The organism is Paenarthrobacter sp. NPDC058040 (genome assembly GCF_042885775.1).
GTDB lineage: Bacteria > Actinomycetota > Actinomycetes > Actinomycetales > Micrococcaceae > Arthrobacter.
This window is the reverse complement of sequence record NZ_JBHVRN010000004.1, coordinates 281,202-305,304: the sequence shown is the minus strand read 5'-3', so window position 1 is coordinate 305,304 and position 24,103 is coordinate 281,202. Positions and strand designations below refer to the sequence as shown.

24 protein-coding genes are annotated in these 24,103 nt (G+C 63.0%); 13 read left to right on the top strand and 11 right to left on the bottom strand.

What is annotated here, in order from left to right; translation table 11 throughout:
* Positions 1-154: 154 nt before the first annotated feature.
* Positions 155-1,075, top strand: coding sequence for a hypothetical protein (locus tag ACFVSJ_RS07685; protein ID WP_387435635.1), 921 nt, complete (start codon positions 155-157; stop codon positions 1,073-1,075).
* A gap of 2 nt (positions 1,076-1,077) precedes the next feature.
* Here ACFVSJ_RS07685 and ACFVSJ_RS07680 read toward each other — a convergent pair whose 3' ends face one another.
* Positions 1,078-1,569: a flavin reductase family protein gene (locus ACFVSJ_RS07680; RefSeq protein WP_387435634.1), complete on the bottom strand. Its 492-nt coding sequence runs from the start codon at positions 1,567-1,569 to the stop codon at positions 1,078-1,080.
* Positions 1,570-1,811: 242 nt separating this feature from the next.
* Here ACFVSJ_RS07680 and ACFVSJ_RS07675 point away from each other — a divergent pair, with 242 nt between their 5' ends.
* The 5 genes from ACFVSJ_RS07675 (at position 1,812) to ACFVSJ_RS07655 (ending at position 6,213) form a co-directional block, all read left to right on the top strand.
* Positions 1,812-2,846: an aldo/keto reductase gene (locus ACFVSJ_RS07675; RefSeq protein WP_387435632.1), complete on the top strand. Its 1,035-nt coding sequence runs from the start codon at positions 1,812-1,814 to the stop codon at positions 2,844-2,846.
* A gap of 162 nt (positions 2,847-3,008) precedes the next feature.
* Positions 3,009-4,106, top strand: coding sequence for a sulfite oxidase (locus tag ACFVSJ_RS07670; RefSeq protein ID WP_387435630.1), 1,098 nt, complete (start codon positions 3,009-3,011; stop codon positions 4,104-4,106).
* A 40-nt stretch (positions 4,107-4,146) separates the two neighbouring features.
* A complete protein-coding gene (locus ACFVSJ_RS07665) occupies positions 4,147-4,524 on the top strand; it encodes an RNA-binding S4 domain-containing protein (RefSeq protein ID WP_387435628.1) in 378 nt (125 codons plus the stop codon).
* A 94-nt stretch (positions 4,525-4,618) separates the two neighbouring features.
* The gene (locus ACFVSJ_RS07660) at positions 4,619-5,266 is read left to right on the top strand and encodes a DUF6318 family protein (protein WP_387435626.1); all 648 of its coding nucleotides are present in this window, start codon (positions 4,619-4,621) and stop codon (positions 5,264-5,266) included.
* Positions 5,267-5,595: 329 nt separating this feature from the next.
* Entirely contained in the window at positions 5,596-6,213 is a 618-nt protein-coding gene (locus ACFVSJ_RS07655) for a hypothetical protein (RefSeq protein WP_387435624.1), read from the top strand.
* 768 nt (positions 6,214-6,981) lie between these two features.
* Here ACFVSJ_RS07655 and ACFVSJ_RS07650 read toward each other — a convergent pair.
* The gene (locus ACFVSJ_RS07650; RefSeq protein ID WP_387435622.1) at positions 6,982-7,443 is read right to left on the bottom strand and encodes a DUF3817 domain-containing protein; all 462 of its coding nucleotides are present in this window, start codon (positions 7,441-7,443) and stop codon (positions 6,982-6,984) included.
* 32 nt (positions 7,444-7,475) lie between these two features.
* The gene (locus tag ACFVSJ_RS07645; protein ID WP_387435620.1) at positions 7,476-8,075 is read right to left on the bottom strand and encodes a hypothetical protein; all 600 of its coding nucleotides are present in this window, start codon (positions 8,073-8,075) and stop codon (positions 7,476-7,478) included.
* Positions 8,076-8,222: 147 nt separating this feature from the next.
* Between ACFVSJ_RS07645 and ACFVSJ_RS07640 the strand changes: the two genes are divergently transcribed.
* From ACFVSJ_RS07640 to ACFVSJ_RS07620, 5 genes are all read left to right on the top strand, one after another.
* A complete protein-coding gene (locus ACFVSJ_RS07640) occupies positions 8,223-8,951 on the top strand; it encodes a FadR/GntR family transcriptional regulator (protein ID WP_387435618.1) in 729 nt (242 codons plus the stop codon).
* A complete protein-coding gene (locus tag ACFVSJ_RS07635; protein ID WP_387435616.1) occupies positions 8,948-9,958 on the top strand; it encodes an asparaginase in 1,011 nt (336 codons plus the stop codon). The genes ACFVSJ_RS07640 and ACFVSJ_RS07635 overlap by 4 nt, the downstream gene beginning before the upstream one ends.
* A gap of 8 nt (positions 9,959-9,966) precedes the next feature.
* Positions 9,967-11,382: an aspartate ammonia-lyase gene (gene aspA / locus ACFVSJ_RS07630; protein WP_387435614.1), complete on the top strand. Its 1,416-nt coding sequence runs from the start codon at positions 9,967-9,969 to the stop codon at positions 11,380-11,382.
* 135 nt (positions 11,383-11,517) lie between these two features.
* Entirely contained in the window at positions 11,518-13,026 is a 1,509-nt protein-coding gene (locus tag ACFVSJ_RS07625) for an amino acid permease (RefSeq protein ID WP_387435612.1), read from the top strand.
* A gap of 196 nt (positions 13,027-13,222) precedes the next feature.
* Entirely contained in the window at positions 13,223-13,894 is a 672-nt protein-coding gene (locus ACFVSJ_RS07620; protein WP_387435611.1) for a FadR/GntR family transcriptional regulator, read from the top strand.
* A 3-nt stretch (positions 13,895-13,897) separates the two neighbouring features.
* On the opposite strand, the gene ACFVSJ_RS07615 is transcribed toward ACFVSJ_RS07620, so the two are convergent.
* From ACFVSJ_RS07615 to ACFVSJ_RS07595, 5 genes are read right to left on the bottom strand one after another with little or no spacing between them, the layout of a single operon-like run.
* The gene (locus ACFVSJ_RS07615; protein WP_387435609.1) at positions 13,898-14,743 is read right to left on the bottom strand and encodes an amidohydrolase family protein; all 846 of its coding nucleotides are present in this window, start codon (positions 14,741-14,743) and stop codon (positions 13,898-13,900) included.
* The gene (locus ACFVSJ_RS07610; RefSeq protein ID WP_387435607.1) at positions 14,736-15,683 is read right to left on the bottom strand and encodes an aldo/keto reductase; all 948 of its coding nucleotides are present in this window, start codon (positions 15,681-15,683) and stop codon (positions 14,736-14,738) included. Before ACFVSJ_RS07610 ends, ACFVSJ_RS07615 begins: the two co-directional genes overlap by 8 nt.
* Positions 15,668-15,982 (bottom strand): L-rhamnose mutarotase, encoded by a 315-nt coding sequence (locus tag ACFVSJ_RS07605; RefSeq protein ID WP_387435606.1) that lies wholly within the window; start codon positions 15,980-15,982, stop codon positions 15,668-15,670. Before ACFVSJ_RS07605 ends, ACFVSJ_RS07610 begins: the two co-directional genes overlap by 16 nt.
* Complete coding sequence (locus tag ACFVSJ_RS07600) at positions 15,975-17,261, bottom strand: alpha-L-fucosidase (RefSeq protein WP_387435604.1); 1,287 nt, start codon at positions 17,259-17,261, stop codon at positions 15,975-15,977. Before ACFVSJ_RS07600 ends, ACFVSJ_RS07605 begins: the two co-directional genes overlap by 8 nt.
* The gene (locus ACFVSJ_RS07595) at positions 17,258-18,562 is read right to left on the bottom strand and encodes an L-fuconate dehydratase (protein ID WP_387435602.1); all 1,305 of its coding nucleotides are present in this window, start codon (positions 18,560-18,562) and stop codon (positions 17,258-17,260) included. The genes ACFVSJ_RS07600 and ACFVSJ_RS07595 overlap by 4 nt, the downstream gene beginning before the upstream one ends.
* A gap of 146 nt (positions 18,563-18,708) precedes the next feature.
* Here ACFVSJ_RS07595 and ACFVSJ_RS07590 point away from each other — a divergent pair, with 146 nt between their 5' ends.
* Entirely contained in the window at positions 18,709-19,620 is a 912-nt protein-coding gene (locus tag ACFVSJ_RS07590) for a fumarylacetoacetate hydrolase family protein (protein WP_387435600.1), read from the top strand.
* A gap of 3 nt (positions 19,621-19,623) precedes the next feature.
* Positions 19,624-20,385 carry an SDR family NAD(P)-dependent oxidoreductase gene (locus ACFVSJ_RS07585; RefSeq protein WP_387435598.1) on the top strand — a complete coding sequence of 254 codons (762 nt, stop codon included), beginning with the start codon at positions 19,624-19,626 and terminating at the stop codon, positions 20,383-20,385.
* 5 nt (positions 20,386-20,390) lie between these two features.
* Here ACFVSJ_RS07585 and ACFVSJ_RS07580 read toward each other — a convergent pair whose 3' ends face one another.
* From ACFVSJ_RS07580 to ACFVSJ_RS07570, 3 genes are read right to left on the bottom strand one after another with little or no spacing between them, the layout of a single operon-like run.
* The gene (locus tag ACFVSJ_RS07580) at positions 20,391-21,518 is read right to left on the bottom strand and encodes an FG-GAP repeat domain-containing protein (protein WP_387435596.1); all 1,128 of its coding nucleotides are present in this window, start codon (positions 21,516-21,518) and stop codon (positions 20,391-20,393) included.
* Between the two features lie 19 nt (positions 21,519-21,537).
* Positions 21,538-22,716, bottom strand: coding sequence for an FG-GAP repeat domain-containing protein (locus ACFVSJ_RS07575; protein WP_387435594.1), 1,179 nt, complete (start codon positions 22,714-22,716; stop codon positions 21,538-21,540).
* A gap of 32 nt (positions 22,717-22,748) precedes the next feature.
* Complete coding sequence (locus ACFVSJ_RS07570; RefSeq protein WP_387435592.1) at positions 22,749-23,900, bottom strand: FG-GAP repeat domain-containing protein; 1,152 nt, start codon at positions 23,898-23,900, stop codon at positions 22,749-22,751.
* Positions 23,901-24,103: the final 203 nt, after the last annotated feature.

Below are 24,103 nucleotides of genomic sequence, written 5' to 3'. Positions count from 1 at the left end.
CGCAACATATTTTCCCACGCCAGATAACAGCTTCGAAACAACCGCGCCAGAGTCCGGAGCCGCGCGTGATTCCGTCAGTGCTGAACCGTAGGCTGGATGAAGCAAGCTGGGTGGGCAACGCGCGCATCACAAAACGACGGCCAGGGGAGGCTAAGTGGAGGATCCGACAACACTCGCCATCAACCTGACGTATCTGGGTACTTTGGGGATGGCCGTCCTCATGTTCCTGGGTCTCGGGTTGGTCATCATCATCACTCTGGTTGTGGCCGGAGTAGGGCGGCTGCTGTCGATCATTCTGTTGGCGATGGTGGGGATTTTCCCCAAGAAGGACACCACTCCGATCGTCCATCTGCCCCGCCATCCGGTGCGCGGACCTGTACGGGTGAGTCCCGGCGTCGTTCTTCCCGCCGAGGTGGCCGGCTCCCCCTTGGACCAACTCGCCGCAGGCTCCCATCCCGACACCGCCCAGGTGGAGGCCATCGCTGCCGCTGCCGTCGAGGAACCGTTGACGCCCCCGGCGCCGGCCCTCGTGGTGGAAACACCCGCCGCTCCCGTCCCGCCCAAGCGCGACCTCCTGGGCGATGCCCGACGCCGGATCGCCGGGGCGGCTGCGGCCGTCAAGGACGGCTCGTGGAAGTCGAAGGTGGACCCGCGAAAGCTGCCAAATCCGAACCAGGTCAAGGATGCGTTGGAAAACCAGACCGCGCACCACCCTTTGATCGTGGCCGCCGCGAAGGAGCAACCGCTCCTTTCGAAGGACTGGGCCGACGCCGTCGCCAAGGCCGACGAAAGGGCCGCCGAGCGGGCCAAAGCCGGGCAGCCTCCGGCCATCAAGGTGACCGTGCGGGACATTGACGACTCCGGAACGCCGGCAAAGCCGTCGACTGGAAACGGGTCCGGCCCGGACGCCGGAGCGGCCTCCTCGCCTGCATCGGGAAACGGCCAGAAGCAGCCAGGGACCAAACCGTCCGACAACAACGGACCAAACAAAACGGGCCCAAAGACCCCCACCAAGGGAAAGTCTCCGAGCCCGATCCGTAAAGGTTCGTTGAGCGGCGTGAGCCGGAACTCCTGATCCTAGGCGGCCAGCTTATTGAAGGCGGCGCTGTGGTAGATGAGTGGCTTTGAGTCGTGGTTGACGGTGGTTGCCTTAACCTCCAAGACCACAATCGCGTGATCCCCGGCCGGCGTTTCCGATACCACTTCGCATTCGAAGCCAAGAACCGCGCCGTCGATCAGCACCGCACCCGAATCGGCGACGCTGGTAGACAGTCCGGCAAAGCGATCACGGGTCTTCGAGGAAAGTTGAAGGCAAGCGGCTTCCTGGCCCTCAGCCAGTACGGAAACCCCGAGCCTGCTCGCCTGGCGCAGCTTGGGCCACGTAGTGGAGGAGTTCTGCACGGCGAACATCACCAGGGGTGGTTCCAGGGACACACCAACTGTGAAGGACGACGCCACCAACGCTTCAGGCGTGAAATCCACCATCGCGCTGAAGGCGGCCACACCCGACGGGAACTGCGCAAAGGCAGCCTTGATGGCCGCGGTCTCTTCCACTGTTGTCTGCGTCATTTCGCTGTCCCCTTCGTGCGTCGTTTGAACTCATTTCCCATAATTCACGCGTTTCGAAGAACCTCAATATTTGTTGATTCCCGAGTCATTTGTGTTGCCGAATGTCAAGAAATATCGCGAAGTAAGGCCTCTTCCATTACTTCGCAAGACGAAAAACGAAGAAGTCCTACCGCTTGCGTTTCTGCGCGCCGCGCCGCTGTGTAGCCTCGATTGGACATTCAGACCCACCACAGGAAGCCAACATGAGCCTCAATGAGCTACGGACGCTTGGACGCACTGGCGCCCTGATCAGCCCACTGACCCTGGGAACCCTGAACTTCGGCACAGGAACGGCACCAACAGGGCCGGCGGACAGCATCCGCATTATCAAGGCCGCCCTGGACGCCGGGATCACCAGCGTCGACACCGCCGACATCTACTCCCAGGGCGAGGCCGAAACCGTGGTGGGACAGGCCATTCACAGCCGACGCGATGATGTCTTCCTGGCGACGAAATTCCACGGCCAGATGGGTTCCAACCCGGCGCACGCGGGTAACTCGCGCCGTTGGATTGTCCGTGCGGTCGAGGACAGCCTGCGCCGGCTGAATACGGACCGGATCGACCTCTACCAGGCACACCGGCCCGACTACAACACAGACCTCCTTGAGACCATCACGGCCCTGAACGACCTCATCCGCCAGGGCAAGATCCTCTACTACGGCACGTCCGTGTTCAGTCCGGCGCAACTCGTGGAAGCACAGTGGATCGCCAACACCAACCACCTCACGCCCCCGGTGGTGGACCAGGTCCCCTATTCGCTGCTGGTTCGTGCCAACGAACGCGACGTTTTCCCCATCACCCAGCAGTACGGCGTCGGGGTTTTGAGCTACGGACCGCTCGACGGCGGCTGGCTCGCCGGTGGATACCGGGTGGGCGCAGGGCAGCCCGAAAGTTCGCGATTCTCCGCGTTGCCCGGCCGTTTCGACGTGACCGCTCCCTATAACCAGGGCAAGCTGCACGCGGCCGACGCCCTGGGCCAGCTTGCCGCCCGGCATGGACTTACCCTGATCCAGCTGGCCGTGGCATTCGCCTTGAACCATCCTGCCGTGACCAGCGTGATCATCGGGCCGCGGACCGAGGAACACCTGACGGACTATCTCAAGGCCGCCGACGTGGTGTTGAGCGAAGCCGTCCTGGACGAAATTGACGACATCGTGGCACCGGCCGTCAACTTCCTGGAGCGCGACGCCGGAACCGTTGCACCTCACCTGGAGTACCCGGAACTCCGGCGCCGTTAGTCCTGTTTGCGTAGCGAGGCCCACTCTGCGCGCTATTCCTCTGGGTTAGCACGCAGAGCAGGCCCCACAACGAACTATTGACGGTGCTCCGGCGCGGCGTGATCCTTGACCTAAGTGCTGCGGCACCCCGCAGCGTCAGGTCCCAGTAGAACGCCGCCGCCCATGTCCACACCCCATATTGAACGTGGCGTAGCCGCCACCCCCGGCCAGCCGACGCAAGGTCCGCTGACCCACGAAGAGCTCCAGCTCGCAGGGCGCAATCATTCGATGCCGCTCGAAGCGCTCCACGACGACATCACCCCCGCGGGGTTGCACTACCTGCTGATTCACTTCGATGTTCCCTTCCTTTCGGCGGAAACCTGGCGCCTGCGGCTTGGCGGGGCTGTTACGAATTCCTTGGAACTAAGCCTCGACGACCTCAAGGCACGACCCGCAGTGACCATGCCCGTCACCCTGGAATGCGCCGGAAACGGACGCTCGCTCCTGCAACCGCGCCCGCTCAGCCAGCCTTGGGTCCTTGGCGCAGTGGGCACTGCCGAGTGGACCGGGACTCCGTTGGCACCCCTGCTGGAGGAGGCAGGCTTGGCGAGCGACGCCGTCGAACTTGTCTTCACTGGGGCGGACCGCGGCATCCAGGGTGGCGCCGAAGAGCAATACGCGCGAAGCCTGACCATAGCCGAGGCAATGCACCCTGCGGTCATGCTGGTCTACGCGATGAACGGCCAGCCGTTGCCGCCGCAGCATGGCTTCCCCGTGAGGTTGCTTGTCCCGGGGTGGTACGGGATGGCGAGCGTGAAGTGGTTGACATCGATCGAAGCCGTGACGTCCCGGTTTATGGGTTACCAGCAAGCCACTGCCTATCACTACCTCCAAGGGCCCGACGGTCCGGGACTTCCCGTGTCGCACATCCGGGTTCGTTCCTTGATGGTTCCCCCGGGTATCCCTGACTTCTTCACCCGGCGGCGCGTCGTGGATGCCGGACCGGTGATGCTCCAAGGGCGCGCGTGGTCGGGGCATGGCGAAGTGGAACGCGTCGAGGTGGGCATTGATGGCGACTGGATGCCCGCACATCTGGACGATCCGATGGGCGACTTCGCGTGGCGCTCGTGGTCCATGGTGTGGGTGGCCACCCCTGGTGAGCATGAGCTGCGGTGCCGGGCCATGGACTCGTCCGGCGCGCTGCAGCCGAGTGAGCAGGTGTGGAATTACCAAGGTCTGGGGAACAACATGGCGCAACGGGTTGAGGTGACGGTCCGGTAGGCATTCCACCGTTCCAGCCTTCGCTAGACTCGACTGAATCATGAGCAGTCAGTCTTCTTCCCCCGCGACCGTCCGTGTCGACGCCTGGTTGTGGGCCATCCGCGCCTACAAGACACGCTCCGCTGCCACCGCTGCCTGCCGTGCCGGGCACGTGCGCCTCAATGGCAACCCGGTGAAAGCCTCACAAACCGTGATTGTCGGCGACACTATCCGCGTGCGCGAATCCGGATGGGAACGGATTTTTGAGGTACGTAGGCTCATCGCGAAGCGCGTCGGCGCAGAGGCTGCTTCCCATTGCTTCACCGACCACACTCCGGCGCGGCCCGTCCTTCCGGCGTTGGGCCTTCCCCAGCGTGACCGCGGCGCCGGCCGCCCCACCAAAAAGGACCGGCGGGACATGGAGAAGCTGCGGGGGTAGTTATCCACATGCGATTTAGTTCGGGGTGATTCCTGGGTTTCTCCCTGCCTAGACTGGCGAGCACTACGCCACAACAGTCACTGGGGAGTCTGTCATGCCATCTGCCCGATCGCTTTTTCATTCACTGTCTGCCGCCGTCGGAGTCTCGGCATTGGTACTGCTCACCGGTTGCCAAGGCGGCAGTACGCCACCCGAAACAAGCACGACGACGGCGCCACCCGCCTCAAGCGCGGCGGCGTCGCGAACCCCAACGCCGGCACCGACATCCAGCGGCGCCTACAAGCCAGCGGATGCAAACGGCAAGGCCCAGAACGTGCCGGTGCCCATGATGCCTGCCCTGGCGAAGGAGAATTCGAAGGAGGGGCTGGAGGCGTTCATTCGGTATTGGTTCCAGCTGTTGAGTTACGCATACGAAACCGGTGACGGACACGCTGCCAAAGACCTGTCAGCAGTTGAGTGTGTCCTCTGTTCCGACCTCTTGTCGGCAGTTGCCACAAACTACACGGACAATCGCTGGCTTGTCGGGGGCCAATACGAAACGCCAGTCATCGAAGTCCTCTGGCAGCCACATGGGAACCAGCAATCAGCGAAGGTCCAGGTTCTTCAACAGGAAATCGTCTACATGAACTCTGACGGCTCACAGGGCCGCGCACCGACTTCTGCCACGAATGACGGTGCAGCCTTCTTCGCCAATTTCAGCAACGGTATCTGGACGGTCACCAATCTTGGTGTTATCCGGTGAGCATGCGGCTAGGAGACATGGTCGCGCTGGTCACCGTGAGTATCGCAATTTTAGGCCATTTGGCACTTGAGATTCCCACGGTCCCGAGTCCGGAAGCTGGGTTCACACACCGGTCAGTCGCAGTTGGCGCAAGCTTTGCAATCGACCAACAGACTAGACTCCCGAATTCCTCCCTCGGGTCTATCGATGCGGTGGAAGAAGACCCGTTTCAGTACAAAGCCGATTTCCGTTGCCGCGTCGGTGGTCCAGGTTCTCGGGAGATGGGCTGCATCACCCTTCAGTGCCCTCCTCGGGCGCCAGGAGAGGAAAAAGGCTCACCGGTCATCTGGATGAGGGCACCCAAGGGAATCTCCAACCCGACCTACACGGACTGGCAACCCGTGGACGGGAAACCTGCATGCTTGTACGACTCAGAACCCGCGGACGTCTTGGCCGACATCGCTGCACGGATCCTCACCGACTTCCGGCAACTACCCGTCAACCCCGGAACCCTTCAAGCACAACCCTTCCCGAACACCCTCATCGGCGGACCCACCAACTTCTACGCCACCACCACAAACCAGGCCTTCGACCTCACCATCCTCGGCCAACACGTCCACCTCACCGCAACACCCACCACCTACACCTACACCTTCGGCGACGGCACCACCCTCGGACCCACACCAGCAGCCGGATACTCCCTCCCCCAAACCGGATGGCTCACCACAGAAACCAGAACCAGCCACAACTACACAACCACCGGCAACTACCCCGTAAACCTCACCACCACCTTCACCGGAACCTACTCCGTCAACAACGGCCCACCCCTGCCCATCAACGGAACCCTCAACCTCACCACACCACCCAAAACCATCAAAGTCTGGAAAACAGAAACCGCCCTCGTCACCGACACCTGCGAACAAAACCCCCAATCCTGGGGCTGCCCCGGCGCCGCGGCTCCTCGATAGGGACATCGGTGGGCGCGAGTTGTCCACATAGCCGCGTTCGACCGTTCCTGACAGTTGGCCGTTCTTCGTAGCGTGGTTTTGTGACTCCGCCACTTCCCAACCCTATCGATGTGAACCTCCATGCCGCTCCCGCCGAATGGTGGCAGTTCCTGGCAGGCTTGGCTCCTTTCGCAGCCCTAGTGGCAGCAGGCATTGCAGGATGGATCGCTTGGAGATCCCTCCACCAAAAGACAGCTTCTGATAACCGGTCGGAGTGGTGGCGACGAGCCCAGTGGGCCTTCGACAGCGTCCTCTCGGAGGAGCCCCGCCGAGCGCAGTTGGGTTTGCAAGTAATGGCAGTCTTGGCCGAATCCACTCCGAGCTCTGAAGAACTGAAGATCTTCTCGGGTGCGACTTTGGATCTAATGGACGCTGCCGAGACCCTCTCCGACCGTCACAATGCGGGCCCTTCGCCCACTACCAAGGTGCAACCAAGTGACTGCCCAGAAGTTCAATTACCAGAAGCCAACGTTGACCAGGCAAGCCCGCTGCCTTGACCAGGAGGTTCACAGTGGAATTTCAAACCCAGAGAGTGCAATCGGTCCAAACCGAGCAGAATGCTTCCCCCTACGCCCGGAGACCATCGCCAGCATCGTACGATCGCGGCGTCCAGATCGCGGCAGCACGGCTCTGCGTGGTTTGCGATCGTCGGCTTGGCAAGGAAACCCCCGACTGGATCCGTCAATTAGCTGCGGAGAAGTTGGCCGGGGAGTACTGACACAAGCAGCCCTACGAGAACCACGTATCCGGCGGTCCCAGGTAAAGCAGGAAGCTGAACACCGCGGCGACACCCACCAGCACGACAACCAAAGCCATCAAAGGCTTCGCCAGCACCCAGGCCTGCAGTTTCTCCAGTGCACCAACAGGTTCTTCGCGCCCAGCAGCAAGGCGCCACTCGCCAGTCAGCAGTCCCCGCCGATCCAAGGATTTCTCAACGGGGATGGTGGCATACGGGATCACCGCCGACACAACGGCCAACAAGCCAGTGCCCGCAGACCACTTCTGGTTGATCCACGTGAAGACAGCGGTAAACGCATAGCAAAGGAAGACAAACCCGTGGATGCCTCCGGCGATGCTGACTCCCAGATCAGTGGTCCGCGTGACGTACTTAAGGAAGAGCCCAATCAACAGAAGCGTCCACGTCACGGCTTCGGCAAAGGCAACAGTACGGAACAGGGCGCGGGGCAGCATGGAAAACCTCTAACTAGGAAACGGGAGTCGCCCTACACAACGGACGGCAGCGATGCCTCGTTCCTGATGCGCGAGGAACCAAACTCCAACGCAACGCTTTCCAACTCTATGGGCGCCTCATGCTTGCTTCGGGAACGGCCAACCGCCACGTGCGGCACCCAGCGTGGCGACCTGTACCCAAGTGCGGGAGAGCTAAGGATGAAATCGTCGATGTTGTCCAGGCCAAGGTCACCCAAAAGGACATGCAGCCCTTGGACTAGCAAGGTCTGATAGTCATGGACGGCCTGCGGCACTGAAACCTCAAGGCTGCTCACCCGTCCGCCACCGAGCGTGATGAGCTTCTCGGATTTTCCGAGGAACCCGTCCAGCACGGGCAACCCCCTGAGCCAACTGGCTACTTCCGCAGCCACCCGATCTGCCTGAGCCGCACCTCGGCTCCAGGAAACAATGTCGGCAACCAGCAGGTCCAGGATTCCGAGGTGAAGCAACGTCATGTGAAGACCCTCGGGCCGACGCACGGAATCCACGTAGCGGCCGAAGTCCTCCAGCCGCGCTCCGACATGGAGCACGGGCACCTCCACCGTGATTCGGGGCAGTTGCGAAGCTCTCCCGGTTGTTCCACCGGCCGTCATGCCTGTCATTATGCGCCGTTGAGGACACCGAAGGAATGCCGAGAGCAACACGCAACTGCCGCCGTCGTAAGCGCTCTATGAAGCCAAAGCGTGAAGCGGTTCTTTCAGCGTTGACAGTGCCTTGTGACCCGTGCCATATTCAGTAATGTGAACCTGTCAGACAGCCGGACAGCCGGACAGCAAGGCGCGGATCAGAGCCGGGCTACGCCTACGCCCATCTCGCGCATCTCCGCAGCCGAGGCCGTATTTGCCGCCCTCCGGCGGGCGATCGAGGGCGGGCAATTCGATATCGGCACCAAGCTGAGCTCGGAAGCGACCCTTGCAGCGCAGTACGGCGTGAGCCGTTCCGTCATCAGGGAAGCTTTGAGGTCCTGCAACACCTTGGGCCTCACCACAACCAAAACCGGCAAAGGCACGTTCGTCGTGGCCAACAAGGTTGCTAATGACCTTACCTTGGGCCAGTACAGCGCGCGCGATCTTAACGAAGCGCGGCCACACATCGAGATCCCGGCAGCAGGGCTCGCGGCCGAAAGGCGCACGGACGAGGAACTCGAGCATCTCAAGGACATCGTCCAGGAGATGCTGAACGAAAATGATCCCGAAGCCTGGGTGAGCCTCGACGCCAGCTTCCATTCCGCCGTCGCGCGTGCCAGCGGCAATCGCGTGTTCGCGAGCGTCGTCCAGGATATCCGTGACGCGCTGGCCCACCAGTCCGAGACGCTGAACCTCGTGGCGGACCGCCAGCACCGCTCCGATGAAGAACACGTCGCCATCCTCAACGCCATCGAATCGGGCGATTCCCAAGCCGCCAGCAAAGCCATGGCAGAACACCTGCAGGCCGTCAGCGTGGCTCTGGACACGATCCTCAGCAAATGAACCACCTAAAGGACACCATGCCCCGCCCCGAAACGGCACGAGCAACCACGCCCAACCATGTCCCCCTCGTCGAGCAGACCCGCGACGGACTGGTGGAAAGCATCCACTATGGCTCGCTGATCGCCCTCAACGCCGATGGCAGCACGGCGATCGAAGCGGGCCAGCCGGATGCTCCGATGTACCCACGCTCCAGCCTGAAGCCACTCCAGGCAGTCGCACTCCTCAAAGCGGGCTTGGACATTCCCGAGGAACTCCTTGCCCTGACGGCCGCCAGCCATTCGGGCAGCAAGAAGCACCGCGACGGCGCCGCAGAAATCCTGAAACTCCACGGCCTGACCGAGGACGCGCTGGGCAACAGCACCGACCTGCCCTACGGACTCGAAGAGCGCAACGAGTGGCTCCGCGAGGGCAACGGCCCCACGCAACTGGCCCAGAACTGCTCCGGCAAGCATGCCTCCATGGTGGCGACGTGCGTCATCAACGGCTGGTCCGTGGACGGCTACCTGCACCCGGAACACCCCCTGCAGGTCCTGGTCCGGGACACCATCACAGAGCTGACGGGCGAGGAAGCCGCCGCGGTGAGCACGGATGGCTGCGGCACGCCGCTCTTCGCACACTCGCTGCACGGCATGGCCCGCGCCTACGGTCGCCTCGCTGCCGCCAACCAGGACACGAACGAAGGCAAAGTGGCACACGCCATGCGCCGCTTCCCCGAGATGGTGGCCGGCGAAGGCCGCGACGTCACCGCCCTCATGCGCGCGGTCCCGGGACTGCTCGCCAAGGACGGCTTCGAGGGCCTTCAGCTTGTTGGCCTCGCTGACGGTCGCGGGCTGGCCGTAAAGATTTCCGACGGCGGAGACCGCGCCCGCCTGCCCATCACCGTTGAGGTGCTTCGCCAGTTGGGGCTCGACGGCGGCAGCTTGGATGCGCTTCAGAGTCCACCCGTGCTTGGTGGCGGACTCCCGGTTGGAGAGCTCCGCGCGGCACAGATTTTCACCACGAACTAAGGACAGCTATGACCACCGTCGATCAGGCGATCCCGCTCCGTTCCGAACACGACCTCCTGGGGGACCGCAACGTCCCTGCAGATGCGTACTGGGGCGTTCACACACTCAGGGCCATCGAAAACTTCCCCATCACCGGGCAGCCGCTCTCCACCAACAAGCACTTGGTGAGGGGCCTGGCCGCGGTCAAGCAGGCGGCCGCCCGCACCAACCACGAACTCGGGCTCCTGGATGCAGAACGAGCCAACGCCATCGAGCAGGCCTGCCAGGACATCCTGGACGGCAAGCTCCACGACGAGTTCATGGTGGATGTGATCCAGGGCGGGGCGGGCACCAGCTCCAATATGAACGCCAACGAGGTCATCGCCAACCGTGCGCTGGAAATCCTTGGCCACCCCAAGGGCGACTACTCCAAGCTGCACCCGAACGACCATGTGAACCTGAGCCAGTCCACCAACGACGTCTACCCGACGGCGGTCAACCTCGCCACGATCTTCTCGGTCAAGGAACTGTTGGAGGCCCTTGAGGAACTCGAAGTGGCCTTCGCCGAGAAGGGCCGGGAGTTCCGGACAGTCGTGAAGATGGGCCGCACGCAGCTCCAGGATGCAGTGCCCATGACCTTGGGCCAGGAATTCGGCGGATATGCCGTGACCATCGGCGAGGACCGCGCCCGCCTGGACGAGTCGCACATGCTGATCCACGAGATCAACCTGGGCGCCACGGCCATCGGCACGGGACTGAACGCTCCCGCAGGCTACGCCGAAGCCGCGTGCCGCCACCTGGCCGAGATCACGGGCCTCCCGCTCCTCACGGCCGCTGACCTCATTGAGGCCACCCAGGACGTGGGCGCTTTCGTTCACCTGTCCGGCGTCTTGAAGCGCGTCGCGGTGAAGCTTTCCAAGATTTGCAACGACCTCCGCTTGCTGTCCTCCGGACCGCGTGCGGGACTGGGCGAGATCAACCTGCCGGCAGTGCAGTCCGGCTCGTCGATCATGCCCGGCAAGATCAACCCGGTGATCCCGGAAGTGGTCAGCCAGGTGGCATACGAGGTCATCGGCAACGATGTCACCGTCACCATGGCCGCGGAGGCAGGACAGCTCCAGCTGAACGCCTTCGAACCGATCATTGTGCACAGCCTGCACAAGAGCATCTCCCACCTGGAAGCAGCGTGCCGCACCCTTACGGCCCGCTGTGTCCGGGGCATCACAGCAAACACCGAACGGCTACGGCTTACCGTGGAGCAGTCGATCGGTCTCGTCACGGCATTGAACCCGCACATCGGTTATGCCTCCGCCACAGCCATCGCCCAGGAGGCGTTGGCCACCGGCAAGGGTGTAGCAGAACTCGTCCTGGAGCACGGTCTGTTGACCGCAGCCCAGCTTGAAGAACTGCTCAGCCCCGAACGTCTGGCAAACCTGAGCAAGTAGGCCGATTCCGGCCAGGAAAAGCCCAGCGGCTTGTAAAGCCGTCCCGCCATTTGAGGCACCCCACCCCAGGAAACTTCCGCGCGCCCGAAACCCCAATCAGCGCCCGTCAGTACCAGGACACCCGTAAGGATTCCCATGACCAACCCCATCACGGACCACACGGTCCCGGCCCAAGCGCATGCCAGCGAGAAGGCCCTCCACAAGGAGGACTCGGGCTACCACAAGGACCTGAAGCCCCGGCAGATCCAGATGATCGCTATCGGCGGCGCTATCGGCACCGGCCTGTTCCTTGGCGCAGGCGGACGCCTCAACGCCGCCGGCCCGTCACTGGTAATCGCCTATGCCGTTTGTGGCTTCTTCGCCTTCCTGATCCTTCGCGCCCTCGGCGAGTTGGTGCTTCACCGCCCCTCATCGGGCTCGTTCGTCTCCTACGCCCGTGAATTCTTTGGCGAGAAAGCAGCCTTCGTCTCGGGCTGGTTCTACTGGATCAACTGGGCCACCACCACCATTGTGGATATCACGGCGGCCGCGCTCTACATGAACTTCTTCGGCAAGTACGTCCCCTGGATGGGTGCCGTTCCGCAGTGGGCTTGGGCCCTGATCGCCCTTGTGGTGGTGCTGAGCCTGAACCTGGTCTCGGTGAAGGTTTTCGGCGAGATGGAATTCTGGTTCGCCCTCATCAAGGTTGCGGCGCTGGTGGCCTTCCTCCTGGTTGGCACGTACTTCGTTATCTTTGGCACGCCGGTTGATGGCCAGACAGTCGGCTTCAGCCTGATCTCCGACAACGGCGGCGTCTTCCCGAACGGCATCCTGCCGATGATCATCCTCATGCAGGGTGTGCTGTTCGCCTACGCCTCGATCGAACTTGTCGGCACTGCCGCAGGTGAGACAAAGAACCCGGAAAAGATCATGCCCAAGGCCATCAACTCCGTGGTCTTCCGCATCGCCGTCTTCTACGTGGGCTCTGTCATCCTGTTGGCGCTCCTCCTCCCCTACACCTCATACGAGAAGGGCGTTAGCCCCTTCGTGACGTTCTTCGGTTCCATCGGTGTACAAGGCGTGGATGTGATCATGAACCTCGTGGTCCTCACCGCTGCGCTCTCTTCCTTGAACGCCGGCCTGTACTCCACCGGCCGTATCCTTCGCTCCATGTCTGTAGCCGGTTCCGCTCCAAAGTTTGCCCAGCGCATGAACAAGGCCGGTGTGCCCTACGGCGGCATCGCGATCACGGCAGGCGTTTCGCTGCTGGGTGTTCCGCTGAACTACCTCGTTCCGTCCGATGCTTTTGAGATCGTCCTGAACGTCGCCTCCGTAGGCATCATCGTCACGTGGGCCACGATCGTCCTGTGTCAGATGCAGTTGAAGCGTTGGGCGGACAAGGGGTGGCTCAAACGCCCGTCGTTCCGGCTGTTCGGTGCGCCGTACACAGGATGGCTGTCGCTGGTCTTCCTTGCAGGCGTCCTCATCATGGTGTTCATCGAGTCCCCGCTCACAATGCTTGTCACGGCAATCGCATGCGCGCTGATGGTGGTGGGCTGGTTCCTCTGCCGCAAGCAGATCCACGAGATCGCCGCCACCCGTGACGGTTACACGGGCAGCGCCCCGGTCATCGCCAACCGTCCGATGCCCGGAGGTGACTCCTAGCACCTCCGGTTAGTGCCCGACGGCGGCACCCGGGTTCCGTAACAGCGGAAACCGGGTGCCGCCGTCGTTGGTTAACGGACCCAACTGGGTCGCAGTTGTGCGCGTTTTGACGGCTCACAACGCGCACAACTGCGACCTAGTTGGGTGAGGACGTGGCGAACCGAGACATCCGATCATTGGTGACTACTATTGGTCCATGGCTGTCACAGATGAGGCGATCGGCAAGATCAAGGACATGCTGATCCGCGGGGAACTCAAGGCCGGCGACAGGTTGCCGCCGGAAAAGGAACTGAGCGAGCGGCTTGGACTGTCCCGGAGTTCGCTCCGGGAAGCCGTCAAGGCGCTGGAACTGATCCGTGTGCTGGATGTCCGCCGTGGCGACGGGACGTATGTGACCAGCCTCGACGCGAAGCTGCTCAACGAGGCCGTGGCGTTCGTGGTGGACCTGCACCAGGACCGCTCCATCCTTGAACTCTTCGAGGTCCGCCGAATCCTTGAACCGGCCACCGCGCACTTGGCTGCGGGCAAGATCACCGCTGAGGGCATCGAGAAGCTGCGCGGAACCATGGACGGAATCAACGAGGACACTCCGGTGGAAGAACTCGTGACCCACGACCTCGAATTCCACGGCATCATCGCCGAAGCCGCAGGGAACGACTACCTCAGCAGCCTCCTGGAAGCCCTCTCCAGCAGCACGGTCCGTGCCCGGATCTGGCGCGGCCTCACGCAGGAGAAGGCCGTTGCCCACACGTTGGCTGAGCACCGCGCCATTACCGATGCCCTGGAACGTGGAGACACCGAACTGGTCAAGGCCTTGGTGACGGTGCACATCAGCGGCGTGGAGAACTGGCTGCGGCAGGCGCTCTAAGCCTTAGAGCCCGTACGTACGGATCGCCGTGCCTTCAAAGAGCGCATCCTGCTCGTCCGGACTTAACGAGGAAACGAGTTCCAGCAGCACGTCAAGGGTCCGGCGGTACGGCGCTCCAAGTGTGCTGACGGGCCAGTCGCTGCCGATCATGAGCCGGTCCGGTCCGAACACCTCCAGCGAAAACTCGAACACCGCACGCAACGAGTCGGCCGAATACTCCAACCCGGGAACGAACAGTCCGGACAGCTTGGCCACTGCATTCCATGCGCTTCCCAAGGCGGTGAACTCCGTCCGCCACAACTCCATGCCGTCGGGGTCGCCAAGAGGCGGTTTCCCCAAGTGATCCAGGACCACCGTGAGTTCGGGGAGTTCGCGTGAAAGCCGCACGGTGGCGCCAAGATGCCGAGGGAAGGCATCAGGAACGTCAAAAACAAGGCCCCGCTGAGCCACGAGGGCAAGGGACTTCCGGACCGACGGCAGCGAAAGGAAATCGTCCCGCGGGTCTTCGTGGACCAGATGCCGCACGCCCTTGAACAAAGGGGTGACCCCGTAGAGGTCTAATGCGGCGGACGCCTCGGGCGGTGAATCCAGCCGGACCCAGCCCACCACTCCCAGCACCCAGGGCTGCCGGGCGGCAACGGCCAGCATGCTCTCAGTATCCCCAACGGTGTCATCGGCCTGGACCAACACCGCTCCCCGCACGCCGGCGGCTTCAAGGACCTCACGGGCTTCGTCCTCACCGAAGCTCCGAAACAAGGCGCCGTGCTGCGGTCCCAGCCACGCGTAGGGCCGAACACCCTCGGTATAAGAGGAGTCCAGGCTCCACAAGTGCAGGTGCGCGTCAATCACGCCCGACGGCCTCCAGCGCACTCCACAGCTCTTCGGGAACGGGCTCGTTCATCCGCGCCGCATTGGACGTGACCTGTTCCGGCGCGCTGGCCCCTACTGTCACGTTGACCACGGCGGGATGCCGCAGCGGAAACTGGAGTGCCGCCGTCGGCAGTTCCACACCCAAGCTGCGGCAGACGGCCGCGAGCTTCCGCGCCCGCTCCACCACTGCGCGGGGTGCTTGGCCATAGTTGTAGTGGGCGTCGTCCGGCACCTCGGGGCGGGCCAGCAGCCCGGAGTTGAAGGCCCCGACATTGACGACGCCGGTGCGGCGCGCCACACAGCGGTCGAGCAGCGGAACGCTGGGCTGCTCCAGCAGCGTGTAACGTCCGGCGAGCATGACGAGGTCAAGATCGGCGGCTTCGACGCATTCCAAGGCGGCTTCGGCCGAGTTGGTTCCGACACCGATCGCCTTGACCATGCCTTCTTCACGTAGCTTCTCCAGTGCAGGCAGGCCCTGCTCGATGCCCAGGGCCAGGTTGTGGACGTCCGGATCATGCAGATAGGCAATATCCACGTGGTCCAGGCCCAGCCGTTCCAGGGAATCCTCGATGCTGCGCCGGATGCCCGCTTCGGTGAAATCCCAGACGCGTTTCTTGCTGGCCGGGACATCGAAACCTTCGGGGTCGCGGCCCTCTCCCGTGGCGGGCTCCAGGAGCCGGCCGACCTTGGTGGAGATGACGAACCCGTCCCGCGGTTTGTCGCGGAGGACGGCGCCGAGCCGCTGTTCGGACAGGCCCAGGCCGTAATGCGGCGCAGTATCGAAGTAGCGGATTCCGGCTTCCCAGGCAGCCAAGACCGTGGCAAGAGCCTCGCCGTCGGGGATAGCCCGGTACAGATTTCCGATGCCTGCCGCGCCGAAGCCAAGCTTGCCCAGGTTCAATGTCATGGCAATTCCCATACTTTCCCGATACCCGAATCGTTGCCCGAGTAATCGTCCTGGACCTCAAGAAGTTCGGCCATGCGGGCTTGCCACGGCACGTTGGCCGGGTGGTCGGTGAGCGCACGGCGCATGGCTTGGTAATCGTCCACATCCACCACGTGGAAGAGATCCTGTCCGCTGCGCCAAATCCGCCAATTCCGAACGCCGGCTTCCTTGAGGGCAGCGACCAACTCGGGCGGAATGTTCGCATGGGCCTCGGCGTAGGCAACGTCGGCGCCGGGTTTGAGCCTGGTATGGAGCGCAATCGACTCAACCATGCGCTGCCTCCGGCTTCAGGAACAGTTCCAGCACCGGCAAAGCCACATCCGGCCGCTGGACCGGCAGCTTGATGGTCAGCGTTCCCGGGGGTTGGCCGCCCGGAGTCATGTTCATGGCCTGTTGCCCGGGGTCCACCTCGCGCAGGAACACCTCCGAGGCATCGTTGAGCAACTGCGCGTACTCCACTTTGCCGGCCAGGCCCGGGAGGTGGACGTACTCGAAGGGCCAGGCGAACAGGTGCACGTACAGCCTGTCGCCGCGCTGGGTGTAGCGGGCATCCGCCGGTGCGGTGAACGGGGAAGGCCCCGCGCCATGGATGGATCTCGAGTGCAGCTTCATCCACTCTCCGATTCCTGTCAGGGAGGCGAGCGCGCGTGGATCGATGTTGCCGCGCCCCGTGGGTCCTACGTTGAGCAGCAGGTTGCCGCCCTTTGAAACGCCGTCCACGAGCATGCGGATGAGGAGGTCCACGGATTTATAGTCCAGGTTGTCCCGGTCGTAGCCCCAACTGCCGTTCAACGTCTGGCAAGCCTCCCAGGTGACGGGCACGCCGTCGAGCATCATGGGAGCGGCAGGCTGGTACTGCTCGGGCGTGACAAAGTCTCCCGGGATATCCAGCCGGTCGTTGACCACGATGCCGGGCTGCAGTTCGCGGACCATGGCCAGCAGGGCTTCCGAGTCCCAGTCCTTCCGGCCCTTGCCGCCCCAGAAATCTCCGTGGTCCGTGTAGGAGAAGTCGAAGAACAGGTAGTCGATGGTGCCGTAGTTGCTCAGGAGTTCACGCACTTGGCCGTGCAGGTATTCACGGTAGCGGGCCATGTCCCGGCCGGCGTTGAGGCGTTCGACGTCGGCAGCGTTGCGTTGCGGGTGGACGCCGTCGATGGTGAAATCCGGGTGGTGCCAGTCGATGAGCGAATGGTAGAAACCGACTTTGAGCCCCTCTGCCCGCAACGCCTCCACATAAGGTTCGATGAGGTCCCTGCCCGCGGGCGTGTTGGTCGCGTTGTAATCCGTCAGCGCCGAGTCCCAGAGGCAGAAGCCATCGTGGTGCTTGGTGGTGAGGACGACGTACTTCATACCGGCATCCCGGGCGGCCCGCGCCCACTCGCGGGGATCGTAGAGATCGGGATCGAAGCGGCGGAAGTACTGCGCATAGTCCGCCACACTGATCTCCTCACGGTTCATCACCCACTCGTGGCGCGCCGGAAGGGCGTACAGGCCCCAATGCACGAACATGCCAAAGCGCGCTTCTTCGAACCAGGGTGCGTGGTGGATCAACGGGATTCCTTCCATACGGGTCCGTCCGGGAAGCTGTATCCGGCCAGTGTTTCACGGAGCATTTGGTTGCCGGCTCCGGGCAACGACGGCGGCCAGTACGCGCCGCCGTGGACGTCCACGGGATCCACGAAATGTTCGTGCAAGTGGTCCACGAACTCGATCATCCGGTCTTCCTTGGTGCCGGACACCGCCACGAAGTCGAACATGGACAGATGCTGCACCGCTTCGCACAGGCCCACCCCGCCAGCGTGGGGACACACACGCACACCAAACTTGGCCGCGAGCAGCAGGATGGCGATGTTCTCGTTCACCCCGGCCACGCGGGCGGCGTCGATCTGCAGGACCTCCAGGGCGCCTGCTTGGAGCATCTGCTTGAAAACCATACGGTTCTGGACATGTTCCCCGGTAGCAACGGGGATCGGTGCAACGCCACGGGCAATGGCTGCGTGCCCCAGGATGTCGTCCGGGCTGGTGGGCTCCTCGATCCAGGCGATGTCATAGGGGGCCAGGTGCGCCATCCACTCGATGGCTTCCTGCACATCCCAGCGTTGGTTGGCGTCCACGGCGATCCGGATATCCGGCCCCACTGCGGCGCGGGCGGCCCGTACACGCCGGATGTCGTCCTCCAGGGAGGCCCCGACCTTCAGCTTGATCTGGGTAAATCCGTCAGCCACGGCTTCCTTGGCCAGACGCGTAAGTTTCGCCTCGCTGTAACCCAGCCAGCCCGGCGTCGTGGTGTACGCGGGGTAACCCTCGGCGCGAAGTGCGGCTTTGCGTGCTTCCCTGCCAGGTTCCGCATCACGGAGCAGCGTGAGCGCCTCATCGGGAGTAAGGGCATCCGTGAGGTACCGGAAGTCCACCAAGGCCACCAGTTCCTCCGGACTCATCCCGCTCAGCAACTCCCAGAGCGGCAGGCCGGCGCGCTTGGCTTTCAGGTCCCAGAGCGCGTTGACCACGGCGCCGATGGCCATGTGCATCACGCCCTTCTCGGGCCCGAGCCAGCGGAGTTGGGAGTCGTGGGCCAGCAGCTTCCATGTGGCACCCATGTCGCCGAGCAGTTCTTCGACGTCGCGCCCCAGAACGTGGTCCCGCAAAGCGCCGATGGCGGCGGTCTCGACGTCGTTACCGCGGCCGATGGTGAAGACGAAGCCGTGGCCTTCGTGCCTATCCCCTGCGTCGGTCCGGATGATCAGGTACGCGGCGGAGTAGTCGGGATCCGGGTTCATGGCGTCCGAACCGTCCAGTTCCAAGGACGTGGGGAAGCGGATATCGAAAGTATCCAGTGCGGTGATGCTGCTCATGGGGCTCCTGGGCGTTAAAGGACTTCACGATTTGTCATGAGCCTAAACATCGGATGTCTTAGTTGTCAACGGGTCACATTTCCGTATTATGGAGGAAAACAGCACACTAGAGCTCGGATGTTAGTCCCGAACGCACGGAGGAAGCCATGACCTTGAAATTCGCCAGGCTGGGTACGGCCGGAAACGAACAACCGGCAGTCATCGCCCAGGACGCCAGCGGCACAGAGAAGTACTACAGCCTCACGTCACTGACGCAAGACATCGACGGCGGCTTCCTCGCGGCCGACGGCATCGCCCGCACCCGCGAAGCGCTGGAATCCGGGGAACTCAAGGAAATCTCCGCAGAGGGCCAGCGCATCGGAGCGCCCGTCGCCCGGCCCGGATCCGTCATCGCGATCGGCCTCAACTACACCGCACACGCAGCCGAATCCGGAGCAACGCCGCCCGAAGTTCCGGTCGTCTTCCTCAAGCCGAGCAACACCATCGCCGGGCCGTTCGACGCAGCACCCATCCCGCCGTCGGCAGAGAAGTACGACTGGGAAGTGGAACTGGCCATCGTGATCGGCAAGGAAGCGTCATACCTTTCGTCCGCCTCAGAAGCCGAAGAACACATCGCCGGATACGCCGTAGCAAACGACCTCTCCGAGCGGGATTACCAACTCAACGGTCCGGCAGGCCAGTGGACCAAGGGCAAATCCCTGCCCGGTTCCACCCCGCTGGGGCCGTGGCTGGTACCGGCCTCCGCGGTGGACGCGGGCAACCTCAGGCTGCAGACCCTGGTCAACGGGGAAGGCCGGCAGGACTCCAGCACCTCGGACATGATCTTCGATCCCGCCACGATCGTCCACCACCTCAGCCAGTACATGGTCCTCGAGCCCGGAGATGTCATCATCACCGGGACGCCCGAAGGTGTCGCATTGTCCGGCAGGTTCCCCTTCATCCAGCCGGGTGACGTTGTGGAGCTCGAGATCGAGGGCCTTGGACGGCAGCGCCAGGAGTACTACCGCGCAACGGCCGGCGCGGCGCGTCCGGTCTCCTTCGCGAGCACCGACGCCTGAGCCGTGGCAGCCACGGTGGGTAACGAGTTTGAAGGCCTTGCGGCACTCGTCACCGGCGGTGCCTCCGGCATAGGGGCGGCCATCGCGGACCGCCTCGCTGCAGGAGGCGCCCAGGTGGCGGTCCTCGACCTCACGCCGGACGGCAGCCCGCATTTCGGCGTGGAATGCAATGTGGCCGATGACGCCTCGGTGCGTGCCGCCGTCGAACGCGTTGCGCGGCAGTTTGGGCGCCTTGACGTCGTGATCAACAACGCCGGGATCGGTGCCCAAGGCGATATCTCCGCGAACGACGACGACGAGTGGCTGCGCGTCCTGAACATCAACGTGGTGGGCATCGCGCGCGTCAGCCGGGCAGCCCTGCCCTACCTTCGGCAATCCCCTGCCGCCGCGATCGTCAACACCTGTTCGATCGCAGCGACGGCGGGGCTGCCGCAGCGTGCCCTGTATTCGGCGTCGAAGGGCGCGGTCCTTTCGCTGACGCTTGCCATGGCGGCCGACCACGTGCGCGAGGGCATCCGCGTCAATTGCGTGAACCCCGGCACCGTGGATACGCCGTGGGTCGGCCGGCTGCTGGATTCCGCCGCGGATCCTTCAGCCGAGCGCGCGGCCCTCAACGCGCGCCAGCCGCATGGCCGGATGGTGGATCCCGTGGAGGTGGCCGGCGCCGTCGCCTACCTCGCGAGCCCGCTGTCAGGTTCGACGTCGGGAACCTCGCTGGCGGTCGACGGCGGGATGCAGGGACTGCGGCTGCGTCCGGTTCAGTAGGGACTTCAGTAGAGTCCGTTGAAGATGTTCCAGCCCCATCCAACGGTCTCTACGCCTTTCCACCCGCCGCGGCCGTCGCCGTAGTACATGAGGAGATCCCCGGCGGCGTTGACGCCGTGGACATCATTGAAGCCATCACGGTTGAAATCACCGGCGCTCCCGATCATTGTCAGGGCGTTCCAGCCTTGGCCGATCTGCCGGGACGTGGTCCAGCCACCGTGGCCGTCGCCGCCATAGAAGAACAGCCGTCCGGATTTGTCCTTCGCCAAGACGTCCACATTGCCATCTCCATCCCAGTCCCCGGGTCCGATGAGCAGGTCCATGACGTCCCAACCTCGGCCGACCTTCTCCCGCGGGCTCCAACCGCCCCACCAGCTCGATGGGTAGATGAACAGGTCACCGTTGGCTTCTGTCCCGAGGAGATCGTTACGTCCATCCCCGTCCCAATCCCCGGGACCCACCACTTGGTCGATGGCATTCCAACCCCAGCCACTGGCGACTCGATACGTATGAAACCCACCGTCGCCCGTACCGTTGAACTTGTACAACGTTCCCGTGGGATCGGTGACAATGAGGTCATTGACTCCGTCACTCGCGAAGTCTCCGGCCCCCACGATCCTGTTCAGTGCATTCCAACCCGGGCCGACCTCCCTGGTCTCTTTCCAGCCCTTTGCTTCTGCCTGGCCGATGTACAGCGCGAGCGTTCCGTCGAGACGGCGACCCAGCAGTTCGAACGCACCGAGGCCGGTAAAACCGTCGGCCCTCACAGGTTGCTTGGATATGACGGGCGACTCCACAACGAACCGCGAAGGCTCACAAACCTGTGGCCCGGTAACGATCGCCGAGATCCGGCTGCCGACATCGCCTGCTTCCAACTCGTAGGTGTACGGCGAGCCATCGGGCACCTCCGGTTGCCCATCTTTGAGCCACTGGACCTGGTAGTACTGCGTGCTATCGCCGCCGCAGACCCTGAAATAGACATCGGCGTTCAAGACTCCCAGTGAGGAGCCAACTATCGGCAGGCCGACAATCCGTATATCGTCAGCATCCACCGCATGGGCTGCCGGTATCGATGCCGAGACGGCCAGCGCAGCCGCCAGCATCACCACTGCACACGACTTCAATCGCGCCATGATCACGATTTGTCTCCGCTCAGTAAAGCCCGTTGAAGATGTTCCAACCCCAGCCGACGGTTTCGACGCCCTTCCACCCGCCGCGGCCGTCGCCGTAGTACATCAGCAAATCCCCGGCAGCGTTCACACCATGGACATCATTGAACCCATCCCGGTTGAAGTCCCCGGCGCTGCCGATCATGGTCAATGCATTCCACCCCTGGCCTATTTGCCGGGGCACCTTCCAACCACCCTTGCCGGTGCCGCCATACAGGTAGAGCCGACCGGACTTGTCCTTGGCCAGGACATCCACGTTTCCGTCACTGTCCCAATCCCCGGGGGCGATCAAGGCATCCATAACATCCCAGCCCCGGCCGACTTGGACGCCGGGCTTGAGATCCCGCTCAAACCCTGATGGATACAGGTAAAGCTCACCGCTGGGCTCACTGGCGAGGAGGTCATTCAGTCCATCCCCATCGAAGTCGCCGGGGCCGATCACCCTATCGAGGGCATTCCATCCGGGCCCGAAACCATAGTCGACGTCGGGACCCTGATAGGTGTTGAAACCGCCATCCCCTGTTCCATTGAACTGGAACATCCGGCCGTCGGCGTTCGACGTCAGAAGGTCGTTGACGCCGTCGTTCCCGAAATCGCCGGCCGCAATGATTTTGGTGAAGCCGGCCCACCCCGGACCCACCTGCCGTACTTCCTTCCAGCCCTTCGTGGTGTCTTTGCCGAGGTACAGCATCAGCGTTCCATCGTGTCTCCGCGCCAGCAGTTCGAACGTGCCGCGTCCCGTGAAACCCTCTTGGCGCATGGGCTCCTTCCGGATGGCGTCAGAAGGAGGCGTTGTGAGGGTTTGACCGGCACAATTCACGGGCGATGCCGTGAGGACTGCGGAAATCCGGTGGCCGAGATCAGCAGTTTTCACCTCGTAAAGGTATTCGTTGTACGGCGGCCCAATGGGAACCGGCACACCATCCCTTAACCATTGAACGCTGTGGTTCGGCTTCCAAGAACCGCTGCAGCCTTCAAAGTACGCATGCGCAGCCTCCACCGACAACGTGGCACCAACGATTGTTTGGCCATAAATCCGAACATCGTCCGCATCGACTGCCCGGGCAGCCGGGACTACCGCCGATGCCGAAAACAGGAGCGTCAGCAGCGCAGCAGCGCTTGCCCGGCGGATGCTGCATTTCTTCCCTGCAATCACGGACACAGTTCCCCTCATTTGATGAATACGGGCCTCTTTCAGTAGAGCCCGTTGAAGATGTTCCAGCCCCAGCCGACGGTTTCAGCGCCCTTCCAGGCCCCGCGGCCATCGCCGTAGTACATCACCAGGTCACCCGCCGCGTTAACGCCGTGGACATCGTTGAACCCGTCCCGGTTGAAGTCCCCCACACTCCCGATCTTGGATAAAGCGTTCCAGCCCTGCCCGATCTGTCGGGCACTGGTCCATCCGCCATGGCCATTGCCGCCGTAGAGAAACAGCCGGCCTTCTTTGTCTTTGGCCAGGACATCGACGTTGCCATCGCCGTCGAAATCGCCCGGCGCGAAAAGGGTGTCCATGCCAGCCCAGCCTTGGCCGACTTTTACCCTGGGACTCCATGAACCTCGTCCAACTCTCGGGTAAAGGTAGAGGTCGCCGTTTGATTGGGTCGCCAGGAGGTCGTTGAGCCCATTGCCGTCAAAATCCCCGGGCCCGATGACCTTGTCCATGGTGTGCCACCCCGAGCCAACCTGGGCACGGAACTGGGTGGTGAACGCGCCATCACTGTAACCCTCGTACAGGAGAAGCGCTCCGGAGGCATCGGTTGCCAGAATGTCGTTCCGGCCGTCAACGGTGACGTCACCCGCGGCGATGATTCTGGTAAAGGACGCCCAACCCGACCCTAGGCGCAGGATCTGTTTCCAGCCTTGGACTGTGTCCTGGCCCAGGTATGACAACAAAACCCCATCGGACCGACGAGCCTCCAACTCAAAGACTCCGCGGCCAGTGAATCCCTCAGCTCTTTCGGGTTCCTTCCGGATCACCCGCGGATCGCCGACGCGAACGGGCGGACACTCCGGGACGCCGGTGAGTACCGCGGAGTACCTGCTTCCAACATCCTCAATTGTCAGTACATGGAGCGACGGGGAATACCCGGACGAGGGTTCCACCGGTTCTCCGTTCCGAAGCCATTGGACAGAGTAGTCCACCCGCTCGTTCGGATCGCAGGCGATGAAGTAGTCGTAATCGCCTGGAGTGGACAGCACGCCGCCAACGATGTTGGGGCCTTGGATGACGATTTCGTCAGCATCCACCGCCCCAGCCGGGGTCGCAAGCCCAGCCCCCACCAACAGGGCACACACCAGCCCGGCGACGCTGACTCGACCCATCGCCGTCCCAGAAAACAAGCCCACGACTTCTCCCCCACCTATGGCGCGACAAGCAGCTAAGTTGCGCTCATTGTAGGCAGGACGCACGACGGCGGGCCGAACGCGGGCGGCGACAGGCCGCCGTCGTACGCGGTTGCGTAACGCAACGGTCCCGCAACCTCCTGTTCGTGCCGTTCGCCTATGCTCAACTCCAAGGCATCAACGACGATCCACCGAGGAGACACAGC